Annotated in this window: 18 protein-coding genes; 11 read left to right on the top strand and 7 right to left on the bottom strand. The window is 67.2% G+C overall.

What is annotated here, in order from left to right; genetic code table 11:
- Positions 1 to 51 precede the first annotated feature (51 nt).
- Positions 52 to 1,656, bottom strand: a complete 1,605-nt coding sequence (gene murJ / locus ACS0OT_RS05465; protein ID WP_155760586.1) for a murein biosynthesis integral membrane protein MurJ — start codon at positions 1,654 to 1,656, stop codon at positions 52 to 54.
- 117 nt (positions 1,657 to 1,773) lie between these two features.
- On the opposite strand from murJ, the gene rpsT reads away from it, so the two are divergent.
- Positions 1,774 to 2,043, top strand: a complete 270-nt coding sequence (rpsT, locus tag ACS0OT_RS05460; RefSeq protein ID WP_005408560.1) for a 30S ribosomal protein S20 — start codon at positions 1,774 to 1,776, stop codon at positions 2,041 to 2,043.
- Between the two features lie 194 nt (positions 2,044 to 2,237).
- Here rpsT and cgtA read toward each other — a convergent pair whose 3' ends face one another.
- From cgtA to rplU, 3 genes are all read right to left on the bottom strand, one after another.
- Positions 2,238 to 3,290 (bottom strand): Obg family GTPase CgtA, encoded by a 1,053-nt coding sequence (gene cgtA / locus ACS0OT_RS05455; protein WP_235646003.1) that lies wholly within the window; start codon positions 3,288 to 3,290, stop codon positions 2,238 to 2,240.
- 177 nt (positions 3,291 to 3,467) lie between these two features.
- Positions 3,468 to 3,731, bottom strand: a complete 264-nt coding sequence (gene rpmA / locus ACS0OT_RS05450) for a 50S ribosomal protein L27 (RefSeq protein WP_005415704.1) — start codon at positions 3,729 to 3,731, stop codon at positions 3,468 to 3,470.
- A gap of 18 nt (positions 3,732 to 3,749) precedes the next feature.
- Positions 3,750 to 4,058 carry a 50S ribosomal protein L21 gene (gene rplU, locus ACS0OT_RS05445; RefSeq protein ID WP_005408557.1) on the bottom strand — a complete coding sequence of 103 codons (309 nt, stop codon included), beginning with the start codon at positions 4,056 to 4,058 and terminating at the stop codon, positions 3,750 to 3,752.
- Between the two features lie 317 nt (positions 4,059 to 4,375).
- Between rplU and uvrA the strand changes: the two genes are divergently transcribed.
- The 3 genes from uvrA to ACS0OT_RS05430 all read left to right on the top strand — a co-directional run bounded on the left by uvrA (position 4,376) and on the right by ACS0OT_RS05430 (position 8,592).
- Entirely contained in the window at positions 4,376 to 7,369 is a 2,994-nt protein-coding gene (gene uvrA / locus ACS0OT_RS05440) for an excinuclease ABC subunit UvrA (RefSeq protein WP_005415703.1), read from the top strand.
- Complete coding sequence (locus ACS0OT_RS05435; protein WP_164092683.1) at positions 7,369 to 7,776, top strand: acyl-CoA thioesterase; 408 nt, start codon at positions 7,369 to 7,371, stop codon at positions 7,774 to 7,776. Before uvrA ends, ACS0OT_RS05435 begins: the two co-directional genes overlap by 1 nt.
- Positions 7,777 to 7,866: 90 nt before the next feature.
- On the top strand, positions 7,867 to 8,592 hold the full coding sequence (locus ACS0OT_RS05430; protein WP_164092684.1) for an enolase: 726 nt from the start codon (positions 7,867 to 7,869) through the stop codon (positions 8,590 to 8,592).
- Between the two features lie 72 nt (positions 8,593 to 8,664).
- Here ACS0OT_RS05430 and ACS0OT_RS05425 read toward each other — a convergent pair whose 3' ends face one another.
- Positions 8,665 to 9,111, bottom strand: a complete 447-nt coding sequence (locus ACS0OT_RS05425) for a copper chaperone PCu(A)C (protein WP_065178108.1) — start codon at positions 9,109 to 9,111, stop codon at positions 8,665 to 8,667.
- Between the two features lie 34 nt (positions 9,112 to 9,145).
- On the opposite strand from ACS0OT_RS05425, the gene ACS0OT_RS05420 reads away from it, so the two are divergent.
- The 4 genes from ACS0OT_RS05420 (at position 9,146) to ACS0OT_RS05405 (ending at position 12,759) form a co-directional block, all read left to right on the top strand.
- The gene (locus ACS0OT_RS05420; protein ID WP_005415699.1) at positions 9,146 to 9,922 is read left to right on the top strand and encodes an enoyl-CoA hydratase/isomerase family protein; all 777 of its coding nucleotides are present in this window, start codon (positions 9,146 to 9,148) and stop codon (positions 9,920 to 9,922) included.
- Positions 9,923 to 10,009: 87 nt separating this feature from the next.
- On the top strand, positions 10,010 to 10,930 hold the full coding sequence (gene tesB, locus ACS0OT_RS05415) for an acyl-CoA thioesterase II (protein WP_005408551.1): 921 nt from the start codon (positions 10,010 to 10,012) through the stop codon (positions 10,928 to 10,930).
- A gap of 3 nt (positions 10,931 to 10,933) precedes the next feature.
- On the top strand, positions 10,934 to 11,428 hold the full coding sequence (locus ACS0OT_RS05410; protein WP_139726821.1) for a pathogenicity-like protein: 495 nt from the start codon (positions 10,934 to 10,936) through the stop codon (positions 11,426 to 11,428).
- 113 nt (positions 11,429 to 11,541) lie between these two features.
- A complete protein-coding gene (locus ACS0OT_RS05405) occupies positions 11,542 to 12,759 on the top strand; it encodes an RNA polymerase sigma factor (protein ID WP_065185992.1) in 1,218 nt (405 codons plus the stop codon).
- A 59-nt stretch (positions 12,760 to 12,818) separates the two neighbouring features.
- On the opposite strand, the gene ACS0OT_RS05400 is transcribed toward ACS0OT_RS05405, so the two are convergent.
- Positions 12,819 to 13,379 carry an EF-hand domain-containing protein gene (locus tag ACS0OT_RS05400; RefSeq protein WP_065185993.1) on the bottom strand — a complete coding sequence of 187 codons (561 nt, stop codon included), beginning with the start codon at positions 13,377 to 13,379 and terminating at the stop codon, positions 12,819 to 12,821.
- A gap of 156 nt (positions 13,380 to 13,535) precedes the next feature.
- Between ACS0OT_RS05400 and ACS0OT_RS05395 the strand changes: the two genes are divergently transcribed.
- Together ACS0OT_RS05395 and ACS0OT_RS05390 are read left to right on the top strand one after the other, a co-directional pair.
- Positions 13,536 to 14,291 carry an arginyltransferase gene (locus tag ACS0OT_RS05395; RefSeq protein WP_329844041.1) on the top strand — a complete coding sequence of 252 codons (756 nt, stop codon included), beginning with the start codon at positions 13,536 to 13,538 and terminating at the stop codon, positions 14,289 to 14,291.
- A 37-nt stretch (positions 14,292 to 14,328) separates the two neighbouring features.
- Positions 14,329 to 15,534 (top strand): endonuclease/exonuclease/phosphatase family protein, encoded by a 1,206-nt coding sequence (locus tag ACS0OT_RS05390; RefSeq protein WP_065185994.1) that lies wholly within the window; start codon positions 14,329 to 14,331, stop codon positions 15,532 to 15,534.
- Positions 15,535 to 15,619: 85 nt separating this feature from the next.
- Here ACS0OT_RS05390 and purT read toward each other — a convergent pair whose 3' ends face one another.
- A complete protein-coding gene (purT, locus tag ACS0OT_RS05385; RefSeq protein WP_139726818.1) occupies positions 15,620 to 16,807 on the bottom strand; it encodes a formate-dependent phosphoribosylglycinamide formyltransferase in 1,188 nt (395 codons plus the stop codon).
- A 137-nt stretch (positions 16,808 to 16,944) separates the two neighbouring features.
- On the opposite strand from purT, the gene ACS0OT_RS05380 reads away from it, so the two are divergent.
- Positions 16,945 to 17,826: an SPFH domain-containing protein gene (locus tag ACS0OT_RS05380; RefSeq protein WP_061480381.1), complete on the top strand. Its 882-nt coding sequence runs from the start codon at positions 16,945 to 16,947 to the stop codon at positions 17,824 to 17,826.
- Positions 17,827 to 17,836 lie beyond the last annotated feature (10 nt).

Genomic DNA, 17,836 nt, shown 5'->3' with positions numbered 1-17,836 from the left:
GGCCGCCGCTTCAATGGTGTAACCCTGAAGTATAGCCGCCACGGGCCGCGATCAATGCCCGCGCAGGTCGCGCGGACGGAAGCCCATCGCCAGCATGGCCACGGCATAGGTCGCGCCGCCGCCGCCGACCAGCAACGCAAGGGCACCGATCCGCTCCCAGACACGCATCGCGGAGAAACCCGGCAGCCAGTGCAGCAGGGCCAACAGCACGCCAACCATGGCCGCACAGGCCAGCAACAGGCGCAGCAGATAGCCGCCCCAACCCGGCCGGCGCTGGTAGACATCGGTCTTGCCCAGCCAGTACCAGAGCAGGCCCAGGTTCAGGTAACTGGACAGCGCGCTGGCGATGCCCAGTGCCAGGTGCAGGCCCGGCTGCTTGCCGATGGCCGCCATCACGCCCTGCGCCTTCAGCGCGTCGGGCACCATCACTTGGTACAGCACGGCCAGCAGGGCAAAGTTGAACACCATGTTGGCCACCAGCGCCGCCACGCCGGCGCGCACCGGGGTCTTGGTGTCCTGGCGGGCGTAGAAGGCCGGCAGCACCACCTTCAGCAGGGCGAATGCCGGCAGGCCGAAGCTCAGGCCATACACCGACAGCGCGGTCATGCGGGTGTCGAAGGCGCTGAACTGGCCGTGCTGGAAGATGGTCGCGATCAGCGGCTCGGCCAGCAGCAGCAGGCCCAGCATGGCCGGCACCGAGATCAGCAGGGTCATGCGCAGGCCCCAGTCCAGCGAGCGCGAGAAGCCCTCGCGGTCGGTGCTGACATGGTGGCGGGCCAGCGCCGGCAGGATCACCGTGCCCAGCGCCACGCCGAACACGCCCAGCGGCAGCTCCAGGAAGCGGTCAGCCAGCGACAGCCACGACTGCGAGCCGTCGGTCAGCTTGGCCGCGATCACCGTATCCAGCAGCAGGTTGATCTGCGCCACCGAGGAACCAAACAGGGTCGGCACCATCAGCGTCATCACCTTGCGCACACCCGGGTGGCGCCAGCCCCAGCGCGGCAGGGTCAGCAGGTTGATGCCCTTCAGCGAGGGCAGCTGGAACAGCAACTGCAGGATGCCGGCGGCCAGCACCGCCCAGCCCAGCGCCAGGATCTGCTTTTCCGGCGTGCCGCCCAGCCGCGGTGCCAGCCACAGCGCGCCGGCGATCATGCACAGGTTGAGAATGACCGGGGTCAGCGCCGGCATGGCAAAGCGCTGGAAGCTGTTCAGCGCACCACCGGCCAGTGCGGTCAGCGAGACGAACAGCAGGAACGGGAAGGTCAGGCGGAACAGGTCGACCAGCAGGCCCTGCTTGACCGGGTCGGTATCAACGCCACTGGAGAAGACCGAGGCCAGCTGCGGCGCGAAGATCAGCGCCAGTGCGGTGACCAGCATCAGCACCCCGCCCAGGGTGCCGGCGGTGCGGGCCATCAGTTCGCGCAGCTCGGCGTGGTTGCGGGTTTCCTTCACTTCCGTGAACACCGGCACGAAAGCGGTGGCAAATGACCCTTCGGCGAACAACCGGCGCAGGAAATTGGGTACCCTGAAGGCGACCCAGAAAGCATCAGTGATGGCGTTGGTGCCGAACGTGGTGGTCACCACGAAGTCCCGGACAAGTCCGAGAACGCGCGAGACCATGGTCATGCTGCTGAACGACAGCAGGCCCCGCAACAACTTGGGTGAACTCACTCAGCGTCCCTCTTGACAATCGACTTGACGTGCATTTCTTACGCCATCATACTAGCTAGCTTGCTGTTCCCATAACACCGATTTTTTCAGGAAACCACCACCGTGGCCAATATCAAGTCCGCCAAGAAGCGCGCCAAGCAGACCGTCGTGCGCAACGCGCGCAACGTGGCTCAGCGCTCGATGCTGCGCACCGCTGTCAAGAAAGTGATCAAGGCGCTGGACGCCAACGATGCCGCCGGCGCCGAAGCCGCCTTCGCCGTTGCCCAGCCGATCCTGGATCGCTTCAGCGCGCGTGGCCTGATCCACAAGAACAAGGCTGCTCGCCACAAGAGCCGCCTGAACGACCGTATCAAGGCCCTCAAGGCCGCCTGATCCGGCGTTGCCGCCCTGCCCTTCGGGGTTGGGCTGCAGACAAAAGCCCGGCCCCGGCCGGGTTTTTTGTTGCCCGCGATCCGGGACTTTTGACACGTCCGGGGTCAGATCCCTTTTCCAGCGGAAAAGGGATCTGACCCCGGCAACAAAAAACCCGGCCGAAGCCGGGTTTTCCGCATGGAACCACAACGCCATCATTGCGCGTCGCGGGCTTCCTGCTCTTCTTCCTTCTGGTGATCGAAGAAGGCCATGATCCGGCTCATGATCGGGAAGGTGCCTTCGCGACCCAGTGCGGAGACCAGGAACCACGGCTCCTTCCAGCCCAGCTCGGCAACGATCTGCTCGGCCGCGGCCTGCGCCTCGTCTTCGAACATCAGGTCAGCCTTGTTCAGCACCAGCCAGCGCGGCTTTTTCAGCAGTTCCGGATCGTGCTTCCCCAGCTCGCGCTCGATCGCACGCACCTGCTCCACCGGCGAAATGCCCTCCACGCCGCCTTCCATCGGCGAGATGTCCACCAGGTGCAGCAGCAGGCGGGTGCGCTGCAGGTGGCGCAGGAACTGCGCACCCAGGCCGGCGCCGTCCGCAGCGCCTTCGATCAGGCCCGGAATGTCGGCGATCACGAAGCTGCGGTGGTTCTCCACCTTCACCACGCCCAGGTTCGGGTACAGCGTGGTGAACGGGTAATCAGCCACCTTCGGCGTCGCCGCCGAAACGGCGCGGATCAGGGTGCTCTTGCCGGCGTTGGGGAAGCCCAGCAGGCCGACATCGGCCAGCAGCTTCAGCTCCAGCTTCAGCGTGCGCTCCTCGCCCGGCTCGCCCGGCAACGCCTGGCGCGGCGAGCGGTTGGTCGAGCTCTTGAAGTGCATGTTGCCCAGGCCGCCACGACCGCCCTTGGCCACCAGCAGGCGATCGCCGTGCTGGGTCAGGTCGCCGATGACTTCATCGGTCGCCACGTTGATCACCACGGTGCCGACCGGCACGGTGATGGTCAGGTCTTCGCCACCCTTGCCATAGGCCTGGCGACCCATGCCGTTCTCGCCGCGCTGCGCCTTGAAGATGCGGTCATGGCGGAAGTCGACCAGGGTGTTCAGGTTTTCGTCGGCGCGGATGTACACGCTGCCGCCCGCACCGCCGTCGCCGCCGTCCGGGCCGCCGAGCGGAATGAACTTCTCGCGACGGAAGCCAATGCAGCCGTTGCCGCCGTTGCCGGCGAACACTTCGATTTCTGCTTCGTCTACCAGTTTCATTGTTTCGATGCCTGCGATGGGCGTGGCCTGCAGGCCGCCGCCTTGAATGTTATGCCTGCCGATGGCCGGCAGCCCGGCCTGGCCGGTCTTGCTTCAACTCTAACGAAAAGCCCCGCCGAAGCGGGGCTCTTCATGCAGCACTCCCATGCCGGGGCACGGGTGCCGGCGATGCCTGGATCAGGCGTCGGCCGAGACGATGCTGACGGTGCGACGCTTCTTGGCGCCCTTGACCGAGAACTCCACCTTGCCGTCCACGAGGGCGAACAGGGTGTGGTCACGGCCCAGGCCAACGCCCGAACCCGGGTGGAACTGGGTGCCGCGCTGACGCACGATGATGTTGCCGGCTTCGATGGCCTGGCCGCCGAAGATCTTGACGCCCAGGTACTTCGGGTTGGAGTCGCGACCGTTGCGCGAGGAGCCTACGCCCTTTTTATGTGCCATGACTGCTTCTCCTGATGCTTAGCCGGCGATGCCGGTGATCTCGATTTCGGTGTAGTACTGACGGTGACCCTGACGCTTCATGTGGTGCTTGCGGCGACGGAACTTGATGATCCGGACCTTGTCAGCACGACCCTGGGACAGGACCTTGGCGGTGACGGCAGCGCCCTTCAGCGCATCGCCCAGCTTCACGCCGTCGCTGTCACCCAGCATCAGGATGTTGTCAAACTTGATCTCGCTGCCGACTTCGACTTCGAGCTTTTCAATGCGGAGCTTTTCGCCCTGCGCCACGCGGTATTGCTTACCGCCGGTGACCAGTACTGCGTACATGACCAGGCCTTCCTCTGTAGTTATTGTGGTCTGAGCTGCCGCCATCGAGGGCGGACAGGAGCGGGATTGTACGCAGATCATCGGGCGCGGGTCAAGTCAACCCCTGAACGCCGCAGGGGGCGGCGTCGGAACGGGGTCAGATCCCTTTTCACCCCGTGAAAAGGGATCTGACCCCTGCCTGTCGGCCTGTCTCACAAGGTGAGACACCGGGCTGGCATTGTCGCCCATTGCCCCCATCTGGTCACCTCGGTAGGCTGACCGATTGCCGTTCCCCGCTGGCCCGGCACCCAGCCAACGCCCCCACAACCGGATCCCCCATGGCGATGGATTTCATCCGCATCCGCGGCGCGCGGACGCACAACCTGAAGAACCTCGACCTCGACCTGCCCCGCGACAAGCTGATCGTGATCACCGGCCTGTCCGGCTCGGGCAAGTCCTCGCTGGCGTTCGACACCATCTATGCAGAAGGCCAGCGCCGCTATGTCGAGTCGTTGTCGGCCTATGCGCGCCAGTTCCTGAGCGTGATGGAAAAACCGGACCTGGACCACATCGAGGGCCTGTCCCCGGCGATCTCGATCGAGCAGAAGTCGACCTCGCACAACCCGCGTTCGACGGTCGGCACGATCACCGAGATCTACGACTACCTGCGCCTGCTGTACGCCCGCGTAGGCACCCCGCGCTGCCCAGACCACGGCTACCCGCTGGAAGCGCAGACGGTCAGCCAGATGGTCGACCAGGTGCTGACCCTGGACCCGGAACAGCGCTACATGCTGCTGGCGCCGGTCATCCGCGACCGCAAGGGCGAGCATGCCCAGGTGTTCGACCAGCTGCGCGCGCAGGGCTTCGTGCGCGTGCGCGTGGACGGCGAGCTGCATGAGATCGACGCGGTGCCGCCGCTGGCGCTGCGCCAGAAGCACACCATCGAGGCGGTGATCGACCGCTTCCGCCCGCGCGAGGACATCAAGCAGCGCCTGGCCGAGAGCTTCGAGACCGCGCTGAAGCTGGGCGACGGCATGGCCTCGGTGCAGAGCCTGGACAACACGGAAACCGCGCCGACCCTGTTCTCCTCCAAATACTCCTGCCCGGTCTGCGATTACTCGCTGCCGGAGCTGGAGCCGCGCCTGTTTTCGTTCAACGCACCGATGGGCGCCTGCCCCGGCTGCGATGGCCTGGGCATGGCCGAGTTCTTCGATCCCTCGCGCGTGGTGGTGCACCCCGAGCTGTCGCTGGCCGCCGGCGCGGTGCGCGGCTGGGACCGCCGCAACGCCTACTACTTCCAGCTGATCGCTTCGCTGGCCAAGCACTACCGGTTCGACGTCGACGCGGCCTGGAACTCGCTGCCGGACAAGGTGCAGCAGGCCGTGCTGTACGGCAGCGGCGATGAAGCTATCACTTTCACCTACTTCACCGAAGCCGGTGGCCGCACCCAGCGCAAGCATCGCTTCGAGGGCATCATTCCCAACCTCGAGCGCCGCTACAAGGAAACCGAATCGCCGGCGGTGCGCGAAGAGCTGTCCAAGTACATCAGCGAACAACCCTGCCCGGAATGCCATGGCGCGCGCCTGAACAAGGCTGCACGCAATGTGTTCGTGGCCGACCGCCCGCTGCCGGAGCTGGTGGTGCTTCCGATCGACGAGGCGCTGAAGTTCTTCAGCGAGCTGAGCCTGCCGGGCTGGCGTGGCGAGATCGCGGCGAAGATCGTCAAGGAAATCGGCGAACGCCTCGGCTTCCTGGTCGACGTGGGCCTGGATTACCTGACCCTGGAGCGCAAGGCCGACACCCTGTCCGGTGGCGAGGCGCAGCGCATCCGCCTGGCCAGCCAGATCGGTGCCGGCCTGGTCGGCGTGATGTACGTGCTCGACGAACCGTCGATCGGCCTGCACCAGCGCGACAACGAACGCCTGCTGGGCACCCTCACCCGCCTGCGCGACCTCGGCAACACGGTGATCGTGGTCGAGCATGACGAGGACGCGATCCGCCTGGCCGACTACGTTCTGGACATCGGCCCGGGCGCAGGCGTGCATGGCGGCGAGATCGTCGGCCAGGGCACCCTGCAGGACATCCTGGAGGCACCGCGCTCGCTGACCGGCCAGTACCTGTCGGGCAAGCGCGCGATCGAGATCCCGGCGCGCCGGCACAAGCCGAACCCGAAGATGACCCTGCACCTGCGCGGGGCCAGCGGCAACAACCTCAAGGGCGTGGACCTGGCGATTCCGTCGGGCCTGCTGACCTGCGTGACCGGCGTGTCCGGCTCCGGCAAGTCGACCCTGATCAACGACACCCTGTTCTCGCTGGCCGCCAACGAGATCAACGGTTCCTCGCACCCGATCGCCCCGTACAGGGAGATCGATGGCCTGGACCTGTTCGACAAGGTGGTGGACATCGACCAGTCGCCGATCGGCCGCACCCCGCGTTCGAACCCGGCCACCTACACCGGCCTGTTCACTCCCCTGCGCGAACTGTTCGCACAGGTGCCCGAAGCGCGTGCACGCGGCTACTCGCCGGGCCGCTTCAGCTTCAACGTGCGTGGTGGCCGCTGCGAGGCCTGCCAGGGCGATGGCCTGATCAAGGTCGAGATGCACTTCCTGCCGGACGTGTACGTGCCGTGCGATGTCTGCCATGGCAAGCGCTACAACCGCGAGACGCTGGAGATCCTGTACAAGGGTTTCAACATCAACGACGTGCTGGAAATGACCGTCGAGGATGCGCTGAAGCTGTTCGAGCCGGTGCCGTCGATCGCACGCAAGCTGGAAACACTGGTCGACGTCGGCCTGAGCTACATCAAGCTGGGCCAGAGCGCGACCACGCTGTCCGGTGGTGAAGCGCAGCGCGTGAAGCTGTCCAAGGAGCTGTCGCGCCGCGATACCGGCCGCACCCTGTACATCCTCGACGAGCCGACCACCGGCCTGCACTTCCACGACATCGAAGCGCTGCTGGGCGTGCTGCACAAGCTGCGCGACGAAGGCAACACGGTGGTGGTGATCGAGCACAACCTGGACGTGATCAAGACCGCCGACTGGATCGTCGATCTGGGTCCGGAGGGTGGCCACCGCGGCGGCACCATCCTGGTCACCGGCACGCCGGAAGACGTGGCGGCCTGCCCGCAGTCGTACACCGGCCAGTTCCTGGCCCGCATGCTGCCTTCCACCAGCGCGCGCCCCGAGCAGCCGGCCGCCGTGGCCAACAAGCCCGACGCCCGCCCGCCGCGCAAGGTGAAGCCCGAGAAGCCGGCCAAGGTGGCGAAGAAGGCCGTGGCCGCCAAGAGCGCCGGCAAGGCCAGCAAGAGCACGTCGAAGAAGAAGGACGCCTGATGAGCAGCGAACACAAGATCCTGGCCCGCATCCCGATCAGCGTGCGCTGGCGCGACATGGACAGCATGGGCCACGTCAACAACGCCAAGTACATTTCCTACCTGGAAGAAGCGCGCGTGCGCTGGATGCTGTGCGTGGACGGCGTGTCGATGACCGACCGCATCGCCCCGGTGGTGGCCGCGACCAACGTCAATTACCGGCTGCCGATCGTGTGGCCCAACGACATCGTGGTCGAATTGTTCGTCGAGCGCCTGGGCAACAGCAGCGTGACCATCGGCCACCGCATCGTCGACCAGCAGGACGCGTCGAAGCTGTACTCGGATGGCAACGTGGTGGTGGTCTGGATGGATACCCAGACCGGCAAGAGCGCGCCGCTGCCTGAGGCGATCCGCAACGCTTCCACCTGAAGGTAGTGCCGGCCGCTGGCCGGCAACCTCCAGACGCTTCGCGCATGCCGGCCAGCGGCCGGCACTACCGATCCAATTCAAAGGACTGACATGATCCACCAGACTGAACTGAGCGACCTGCTGCCCGGCATGGTCCCCTTCCCCACCGACGTCTTCCCCGCCGACCAGGCCTGGCTCGGCCAGCACCTGCTGCCGCTGCTGAAGATCGACCTCGGTGTGCTGCGCCCGGAACTGGCCGGCCAGGTGGCGACGATGCTGTGCCCGATCGAGCCGTACGACGGCTGCATCGGCGAAACCACCGAAGAACACCACAACGATTTCACCGCCACCAACTGGATCGCCTTCGAGCTGACCGCCGGCAACCAGATGCGCTTCCTCGGCAACGAGGGCTATTTCATCGGCGATGCAGTACAGGACAAGGACGCGCAGGAACACATTGCGCAGATGCGCGACAGCTACGCCAAGGCCCGCGACTACCACGCCATGCATGGCCGCCTCGCCTGCTACTCGCGCTACGGCAAGGGTGAGGCCAGCGAGCGCGCTTATCTGGATACGCTGGGGGGACAGATTTCCTGTGGCAACTGGATCGAAACGGCCGATATTCCTGCCGCCTTCACCCTGGAATTCACCGACGCCGCCAACGACCGGCATGCTCCAGATGATGCCGAACTGGCGATCATCCGCCGCGATGGCCACAAGTTCTTCGCCGTCGCCGAAGTCGCCGGCTACAACTGGTGCGCCACCGGCGCCGACGCGATCGTGATGCTGTATGAGCCGGTGAGCCGCACGGTGCTGTTCTCGTACGACTGGTCGTAAGACCCTGCGGCAGTGCCGGCCGCTGGCCGGCATTTCCTGTGCTGCCGGCCAGCGGCCGGCACTACCATCCCGCTACGGCGCGGCCTTGCGGACGGTCAACGTCGCGCTCGCTTCGCCACCGCCTTCCAGCTGCAGCCGCAACGGCAGCGCCTGGCCTTCCTTCAGCGCGCCCTTGCCCTGCATCAGCATCAGGTGCAGGCCGCCAGGCTTGAGTTCGGCACGCGCGCCGGCTGCCAGCGGCAGGCGCTCGATCGCGCGCATCCGGCTGACGCCATCGACGATCGTGGTCTCGTGCAGCGACACGTCGCCGAAACTACTGCTGGTCGCACCGGTGATCACCACCGCCCTGCTGCAGCCGTTGTGTATCACGCCATAGCCGGCAGTCATCGGCATCGCCGGATTCGGTGGCAACCGCGCCCAGCCCTGCTCCACCGTGACGCAGCGTGATTCCGCAGCCGAAGCCGATGCTGCGGCCGCACACAGCACCCACAGTACGCCAACGAATGGTTTGGTTATCATCGCCCAGGTTCCTTCTTCGCAACGAGACCGCAGCATGACGACGCTCATCGAGGTGATCAACCACGGCCCCATCCGCGAACTGCGCCTGGCGCGGCCGCCGGTCAATGCACTGGACACCGATCTGTGCCGGCAGCTGATCCATGCCATCGAACTGGCCATGGCCGAAGACGCGCACGGCATCGTACTGTCGGGCAGCGAGCGCATCTTCACCGGTGGAATGGACGTGCCGCACCTGCTCTCGCATGGCGATGACAAGCACAAGCTGCTGGACACCTGGAACGCTTTCTTTGGCGCCGTGCGCACACTGGCTGAGAGCCGCATCCCGGTGGTCGCAGCGATTACCGGCCACGCGCCGGCCGGCGGCTGCGTGCTGGCCCTGTGCTGCGACTACCGGGTAATGGCGCGCAGCGCCGATCCGTCGCGGCCGTATGCCATCGGCCTGAACGAGGTGCAGGTGGGCCTGATCGCGCCGGAGGGCATCCAGCGCCTGCTGCGCCGTGCGGTGGGCGTGCACCGCGCCGGCGTGCTGCTGACCACCGGCTCGCTGGTGCCGGCCGAACAGGCGCTGCAGATCGGCCTGGTCGACGAGCTGGCTGAGGGTGACCTGGTGGTGGCCCGCGCCGTGGCCTGGCTGCAGAACCTGCTCAAGCAGCCTCGGCAGCCGATGCTGCTGACCCGCGCCATCGCTCGCGCCGACCTGCACGAAGCGCTGCACCCGGACCTGATCCAGCTGGACCGTTTCGTCGAGGCCTGGTTCGCCCCGGACGCACAGAACGCCCTGCAGGCCCTGGCGGCGCGCCTGGGCAAGTAGCGGTTGCCCCGCCCGGGGTCAGATCCCTTTCGCCGGGCGAAAGGGATCTGACCCCTGACCGGTATAATCAGGCCCTCTTTCACTGCTGTGGCCGCCCCCTTGAACGACACGCCCGAACCCGTCGTCTCCGAGCTGATCGACCTGCTCACGCTGGAGCGGCTGGAGGACAACCTGTTCCGCGGGCAGAGCCGCGACATCGGCACCAAGTACGTGTTCGGTGGGCAGGTGCTGGGCCAGGCCCTGGCTGCGGCGCAGGCCACGGTCGACAACGGCCGCCACGTGCACTCGCTGCACGCCTACTTCCTGCGCGCCGGCAACATCGACCACCCGATCGTCTACGACGTGGACCGCACCCGCGATGGCGGCAGCTTCTCGGTGCGACGGGTCACCGCGATCCAGCACGGCAAGGTGATCTTCTTCTGCGCGGCCTCGTTCCAGCAGGCCGAGACCGGCGCCGAGCACCAGCACAAGATGCCTGAAGTGCCGCAGCCGGAAGACATCGAACCGAACCGGCCGCTGCCGGCCGAAGTGCTGGAGCGGCTGCCGATCAAGGTGCAGCGCTGGCTGTCGCGTGGCGGCCCGTTCGAGTTCCGCCACGTCTACCCGCGCGACGAGTTGAACCCGCCCAAGCGCCCGCCCTACCACCAGGTGTGGCTGCGCCTGAGCGAGCCGGTCGGCGATGCCCCGGAGCTGCACCAGGCGCTGCTGGCCTATGCCTCCGACTTCCACCTGCTGGGCACGGCGACCTTCCCGCACGGCATCAGCTACTACCACCCGCACGTGCAGATGGCCTCGCTCGACCACGCAATCTGGTTCCACCGCCCGTTCCGCGCCGACGACTGGCTGCTGTACTCGCTGGACAGCCCCAGCGCGCAGGATTCGCGCGGCCTGGCCCGCGGCCAGTTCTTCACCCGCAACGGCGTGCTGGTGGCCAGCACTGCGCAGGAAGGCCTGATCCGCGTGGTTCCCGACCAGGCCGCGGCCGCCGCCGTGCCGGCCAAGGAGTAACCCATGCGCCAGATCTTCAGCAGCCAGCGCGTGGAAACCGTCGAAGGCGTGGCCGAGCTCCTGCGCGGGCATGGGATCGACGTCAAGGTGACCAACGGGCGCTCGTACAAGACCCGTCGCCGCGGCCAGTTCAGTTATACCGACCTGGGCAACGCCAACGCCTATCCGGCGGTATGGATCGTGCGTGCCGACGACCAGCCGCGCGCGCGCGAAATCCTGCGCGAAGCGCGCCTGCTCGACACTACCCGCCGTGACCACCCCACCGCCGAATTCGCCTTCCGCGACGCGCCGGAACCGGGCAGCGGCGGCCGCAGCTGGGCCTGGCGCATCCGCATCGCGCTGCTGGTGGTGATCGCTGGCGTGGCGCTGGTGATCGGCCTGCGCCATCGCGGCGCCCCGGTGCCCACCCCGCAGGCCCAGCCGCAGCAGGCGCAACCGGCCCCGCAGGCCGCGCCGGAAGAGGAAGAAGTCCGGGTCCGCATCCAGCCCTCGAAATGATTCGCGGGTGAATGAGGATGCCGGCCAGCGGCCGGCACTACCGCACAGAATGCTGGTCACACTTCGCGCGCGGCTCCGTCACGGGACACAATCCCCGCAGGAGAGCCGCCGCCATGACGACGTTCACCGTATCGATCGACCAGACCTTGGAACGTGAACTGCCCGCCGCCGCCAGCGGTTGCCAGCACGCCTACGGCCGCATCGTGCTGGCCTGCCAGAACACGGTCACCGCCATCGCGCTGGCCATCACCCGGGACCGCCAGGCCAGCGAGGACATCGCCCAGGAGGCCTTTGTGAAGGGCTGGCAGCAGCTGCACCAGCTGCGCAGCGCGACCAGCTTCCTGCCGTGGCTGCGGCAGATCACCCGCAACCTCGCCCGCGACTGGCTGCGCGCCCAGCGCGGGCGCCCGCTGACTGGCGAGGCGGCCGAGGTGGCGATGGGCATGGCCGCCGACCCCGCCCCGGGTGCTGCCGACCGCCTGCAGCGGGTGGAAGAGGAGATCGCCGCCGAGGAGATCATCTCTGCCCTGCCCGCAGACAGCCGCGAAGTGCTGCTGCTGTACTACCGCGAGGGCCAGCGCTCGCAACAGGTGGCCGACCTGCTCGGGCTCAGCGACGCTGCGGTGCGCAAGCGCCTGTCGCGCGCCCGCGCGCTGGTGCGCGACGGCCTGCTGCAGCGCTTCGGTGAGTTCGCGCGCAGCAGCGCGCCGAGCGCCGCCTTCGCCACCGCCGTGGTGTCGATGGTGCTGGTGGCCGCACCCGGCACCGCCAGTGCCGCGATCCTGCTGAGCGCCGGCGTCGGCGTGGGCAGCAGCAAGCTGGGCCTGGGCGGGGCCAGCGTGGCCGGGGGTACAGCCATGGGCTCGGTCACCGCCACCCTGGGCTACCTGCACATGATTCCGGCCAGCACTTGGGGCGCGTTCGCTGGTGGCGTTGCCGGCGGCGTGATCGGCAGCTACCTGGGCGGTCGATTCCTGCTGTCCTATGCCAAGACCGATGCCGAACGCGCGCGGGTCTGGCGCTTTGTGCGCATGAACACCTGGACAGCCATGGCCTGCTGCCTGGCAGTGCTGGCGGTGGTACTGCTGCAGACCCCGACGTGGGTGCATCTGCTGGTGCTGGTGCTCGGCATGGGTCTGGTGAACTACCAGTGCCTGGGACCGCTGCAGCAGATCATGGCGCCGCTGATCGCGCGCGATTCGTCGCGGCGTGGGCGCACCGGCACCAACTGGGTGTATGAATCGCTGTATGGGCGTACCGGGATCATCGCCATGAACATCGTGGTGCTGGGCGTCGTGCTGTATGCCATGGCCCATTCCAGCGGCCGCTAGGGCCTCAACGCACGACGCCGGCAGTACGCCGGCGTCGTGGTCGGTCAGCGCGCGATGAATCAGCGCTGCGACTTCGGTGCACCGCCGTCGCGCGGACCGCCTTGGCGCGGGCCACCGTGCATCGGACCCTTGGCCGCGTCGAACTCGGCCTTGCTCAGCTGGCCATCCTTGTTGGTGTCGGCGGCAGCAAACCAGGCATCACGATGCTGCTTCATGCGCAGCTCGCGGTCAGCCTTGTCCAGGTAACCGTCCTTGTTGAGGTCGAGCTGGTCGAAGCGCGCGGCCAGGCGCGGGTCGGCCTTGGCCTCGTCGCGGCTGATGCGGCCGTCCTTGTTGAGGTCCAGCCTGGCCCAGCGCTCACCGCCGTGGCCACGGCGGCCATGCTGCCAGCGCGGCATCTCATCGCGCGAGAGCTTGCCGTCCTTGTTCCTGTCCAGCTCGTCGAACTTCGCGGCCAGGCGCGGGTTGGCAGCCGCCTCGCTGCGGTCGATCACGCCGTCGCCATTGGTGTCCAGCTTGGCCGGGCGCTGCGCCGACGTGGCCGGGGTGTCGGCCGCCAGCGCGATGCCGGAGGCGGAAGTGCCGAGCAGCAGGGCCAGCAGCAGGGGGGTACGGATCATGGGGTCACTCCTGGGAATGGGAATTGCGTCGGGGTGATCACTTCACCCTCGAGTGACAACAACGCCCGGGCGCGACATCGGTTGACGCCGTGGCCGGTTCCATTCATCCGCCGGACAGTCGCCGCCACTGCGACGGGCTGGGGCTATGCTGTGCCCATGGCACTACACGGCGATAGAGACGACGAACTGCGGCTTTTCCAGACCGGCGAGCACCCCTGCGGGTACTGGTCCGACCGGGTGGCGCGCGACCTGGTGCTGGATCCGCACGATCGCCGGCTGGGTGGCCTGTACCCGCTGGCACTGAGCTGGGGCTTCCGCCGCAGCGGTGATCTGGTCTACCGGCCGCACTGCGCGCACTGCCAGGCCTGCGTGGCGGTGCGCATCCCGGTGGCCCGCTTCGCCCCGGACCGCAGCCAGCGCCGCTGTGCCGCCCGCAATGACGACCTGGAGGTGCGGATCACCGCCGCCACCGCCCGTGACGACCTGTTCGCGCTGTATCACCGCTACCTCACCCACCGCCACGCCGATGGCGGCATGGACGACCATGGCCCGCACGAGTTCGAGCAGTTCCTGATCGGCAGCTGGTCGCACACCCGCTTCATGGAGATGCGCCTGCCCGGCCACGACGGCCAGCCCAGCCAGTTGCTGGGGGTGGCGGTGACCGACGTCACCGAGCATGGCCTGTCGGCGGTCTACACGTTCTTCGACCCGGACCACGCCGCGCGCGGGCTGGGTACCTTCGCGATCCTCCAACAGATCGAGTGGGCGCGCCGCGAGGGGTTGCCGCACGTGTACCTGGGCTACTGGATCCGCGGGCACCAGAAGATGGACTACAAGCGCCGCTTCCATCCCCTTGAGGCCTACGACGGCCGCTGCTGGCACGATTTCGACAACGAACTGGACGGGCGCTGACAAACCGCTGACACCGGGCCGGGTGCAGAATAGGGGGATGAACGCCAAACCCCTGATCCTCGCCCTGGCCCTGCTCTGCGGCGCCACCGCCCCCGCCTTTGCCACGTCCCCCGCGATGACTGAGAAGCCGTCCACTGCGCTGCGCCTGGCCACCTACAACACTTCGCTGTACTCCGATGATGCCGGTGGCCTGATCAAGGAACTGGAGGGCGACAGCGAGCACGCACGCAAGATCGCCGCCGTGCTGCAGCAGGTGCGCCCGGACCTGGTACTGCTGAATGAATTCGATTTCGACGATGCCCATCGCGCCGCCGACCTGTTCCAGAAGCGCTACCTGGAAGTCGCCCAGCCCGGCGGCGGCAAGCCGCTGCACTTTGCCTACCGCTACCTGGCGCCGGTCAACACCGGTGTGCCCAGCGGCCTGGATCTGGACAACAACGGCGTGGTCGGCGGCGAAGGCCGCAGCCGCGGCAACGATGCCTGGGGCTACGGCCTGCACCCGGGCCAGTACGGCATGCTGGTGCTGTCGCGCTACCCGATCGACGAAGCCAAGGTGCGCAGCTTCCAGCTGCTGAAGTGGAGCGCGATGCCCGGCGCGATCCGCCCGGTCGACCCACGTACCGGCCAGAGCTTCTACAACGACCATGTGTGGTCGCAGCTGCGCCTGTCGTCGAAGTCGCATTGGGACGTGCCGGTGAAGACCCCGGCCGGCGTGGTGCACGCGCTGGTCTCGCATCCGACGCCGCCGGTGTTCGACGGCCCGGAAAAGCGCAACGCGGCACGCAACCACGACGAACTGCGCCTGTGGCAGGAATACCTGTCCAAGGGTGAGAAGCCCTGGCTGTGCGACGACAAGGGCCAGTGCGGCGGCTTGGCGGAGGACGCGCGCTTCGTGATCCTCGGCGATCTGAACAACGACCCGGTCGATGGCGATGGCCGCCACGAGGCGATCGTCGAGCTGATCGAGAACGCGCGCGTGCTGCGCTACCCCACCCCGCGCAGCGTCGGCGGCGAGCAGACCAGCCTGGCCTATGCGGCCAAGGGCATCGAACGCAAGGGCGCACCGTTCCACGCCACCGGCGATTTCGGCCCGAAGTCCGGCACCATGCGCCTGGACTACGTGCTTCCCTCGACCGGTTTCGAGTACGTGGGCAGCGGCATCTTCTGGCCGGCCAATGAAAGCCCGGAAGCGAAGATCGCCGACGGCAGCGACCACCACCTGGTGTGGGTGGACGTGCGGTAGAGTCGACTGCACGTTGAGCGTACCGACCAACGGTCGGTACCCACCGGGTTTCGGTAGGCGACGACCGTTGGTCGTCGCTCCTTTTTCAGGGGCGCAGCTCGACGCCGATGGCGTCGGCGGCATCACGCGCGATGGCGCGTGCTTCGTCGATGGTTTCCGCGCGCGCCAGGGTCACACCGACGCGGCGGTGGCCATGCACGCTCGGCTTGCCGAACAGGCGCACGGCGGTATCCGGTACCTGCAGCGCGGCGGCGACATTGTTGAAGTACGGCACACCCTCGCCGTGTGCCAACAGCGCGCACGACGCCGACGGGCCACTCTGGCGGATCACCGGAACCGGCAGGCCGAGGATCGCGCGCGCGTGCAGCGCGAACTCGCTCAGTTCCTGCGAAACCAGGGTCACCAGGCCGGTATCGTGCGGGCGCGGCGACACTTCGCTGAACCACACTTCGTCGCCCTTCACGAACAGCTCGACGCCGAACAGGCCCCAACCGCCAAGGTCGTCGGTGATCGCACGTGAGATCTCCTCGGCACGTGCCAGTGCCGCGCTCGACATCGGCTGCGGCTGCCAGCTTTCGCGGTAATCGCCATCCTTCTGCAGGTGGCCGATCGGCGCACAGAATGAGGTGCCGCCGGCGTGGCGCACGGTCAGCAGGGTGATCTCGTAATCAAAATCGATGAAACCTTCGACGATGCAGCGGCCGGCACCGGCACGGCCACCGGTCTGTGCGTACTCCCAGGCCGGAGCGATGTCCGCTTCGCTGCGCAGGGTGCTCTGGCCCTTGCCCGAGGACGACATCACCGGCTTGACCACGCACGGCAGGCCGATGGCAGCCACGGCAGCGCGGTATTCGGCCTCGGTATCGACGAAGCGGTAGGGCGAGGTCGGCAGGCCCAGGGTTTCGGCGGCTAGGCGGCGGATGCCCTCGCGGTCCATGGTCAGGCGTGCGGCGCGCGCAGTCGGGATCACCCGCAGGCCCTGCTCCTGCTCCAGCTGGACCAGGGTCTCGGTATGGATGGCCTCGATCTCCGGCACCACCAGATGCGGCTGCTCCTGGGCGATCAGGGCGCGCAGCGCCATCGCATCGAGCATGTCGATCACGTGCGAGCGGTGGGCGACCTGCATGGCCGGGGCATCGGCGTAGCGGTCAGCGGCGATCACTTCCACGCCCAGCCGCTGCAGCTCGATGGCCACCTCCTTGCCGAGTTCGCCCGAGCCCAGCAGCAGCACGCGGGTGGCGGAGGGGGACAACGGAGTTCCAAGCTTGGCCATGGCGGTTCCAGCAGCGACGTGAAGGCGGGTGGGCATTCTAGCTGGCCGCGCACCCTGACCATGGCATCCGACGAACGGTAGTCGACAAGTGATATCAATTTGATATCTTCAATTCGAACCCTCAAGGACGTACCGCCATGAAAGAGAAGTCGCTTGCCTCCCTCAACGGCCTGGGCACCCTGGCCGGATCCCTGCTGGTCGCGCTGGCGGGTACCGCACTGTTCGTACTCGGGGCGACGACCAGGACCGGTTCCGGCTCACCGAACCTGCTGCTGATGCTGGCCGGCATGCTGGTGATCTTCGCTGCGGTCTTCATCCTGGCCGGCCTGTACACCATCCAGCCCAACCAGGCGGCGGTGCTGAGCCTGTTCGGCAAGTACGTCGGCACCGTCAAGGACAACGGCCTGCGCTGGAACAACCCCTTCTATGCCAAGCGCCGGGTCAGCCAGCGCGTGCGCAACTTCGAGAGCGGCAAGCTGAAGGTCAACGAGCTGGACGGCAGCCCGATCGAGATTGCTGCGGTCATCGTCTGGCAGGTGGTCGATGCCTCCGAGGCCGTCTACAACGTGGACGACTACGAGAGCTTCGTGCACATCCAGTCCGAATCGGCGTTGCGCGCGATGGCCACCAGCTATCCCTACGACCAGCACGAGGAGGGACAGCTGGCGCTGCGCAGCCATGCCAGCGAGATCTCCCAGCACCTGAAGAACGAGCTGGCCGAACGCCTGGCCGACGCTGGCGTGCAGGTGATCGACGCACGCATCAGCCACCTCGCCTACGCCGCCGAAATCGCCCAGGCGATGCTGCAGCGGCAGCAGGCCAACGCAGTGATCGCTGCACGCACGCGCATCGTGGCCGGTGCGGTCGGCATGGTTGAAATGGCCCTGGCCGAACTGCAGAAGAACGGCGTGGTGCAGCTGGATGAGGAACGCAAGGCGCACATGGTCAGCAACCTGCTGACCGTGCTGTGCTCGGACCGCGGCACCCAGCCGATCGTCAACGCCGGTTCGCTGTACTGAACCACCCTCG

Origin of the sequence: Stenotrophomonas maltophilia group sp. RY12688 (assembly GCF_052149045.1) — a bacterium.
Lineage (GTDB): Bacteria > Pseudomonadota > Gammaproteobacteria > Xanthomonadales > Xanthomonadaceae > Stenotrophomonas > Stenotrophomonas sepilia.
The sequence above is the reverse complement of the archived record's forward strand: the minus strand, read 5'-3'. Positions and strand labels throughout refer to the sequence as shown.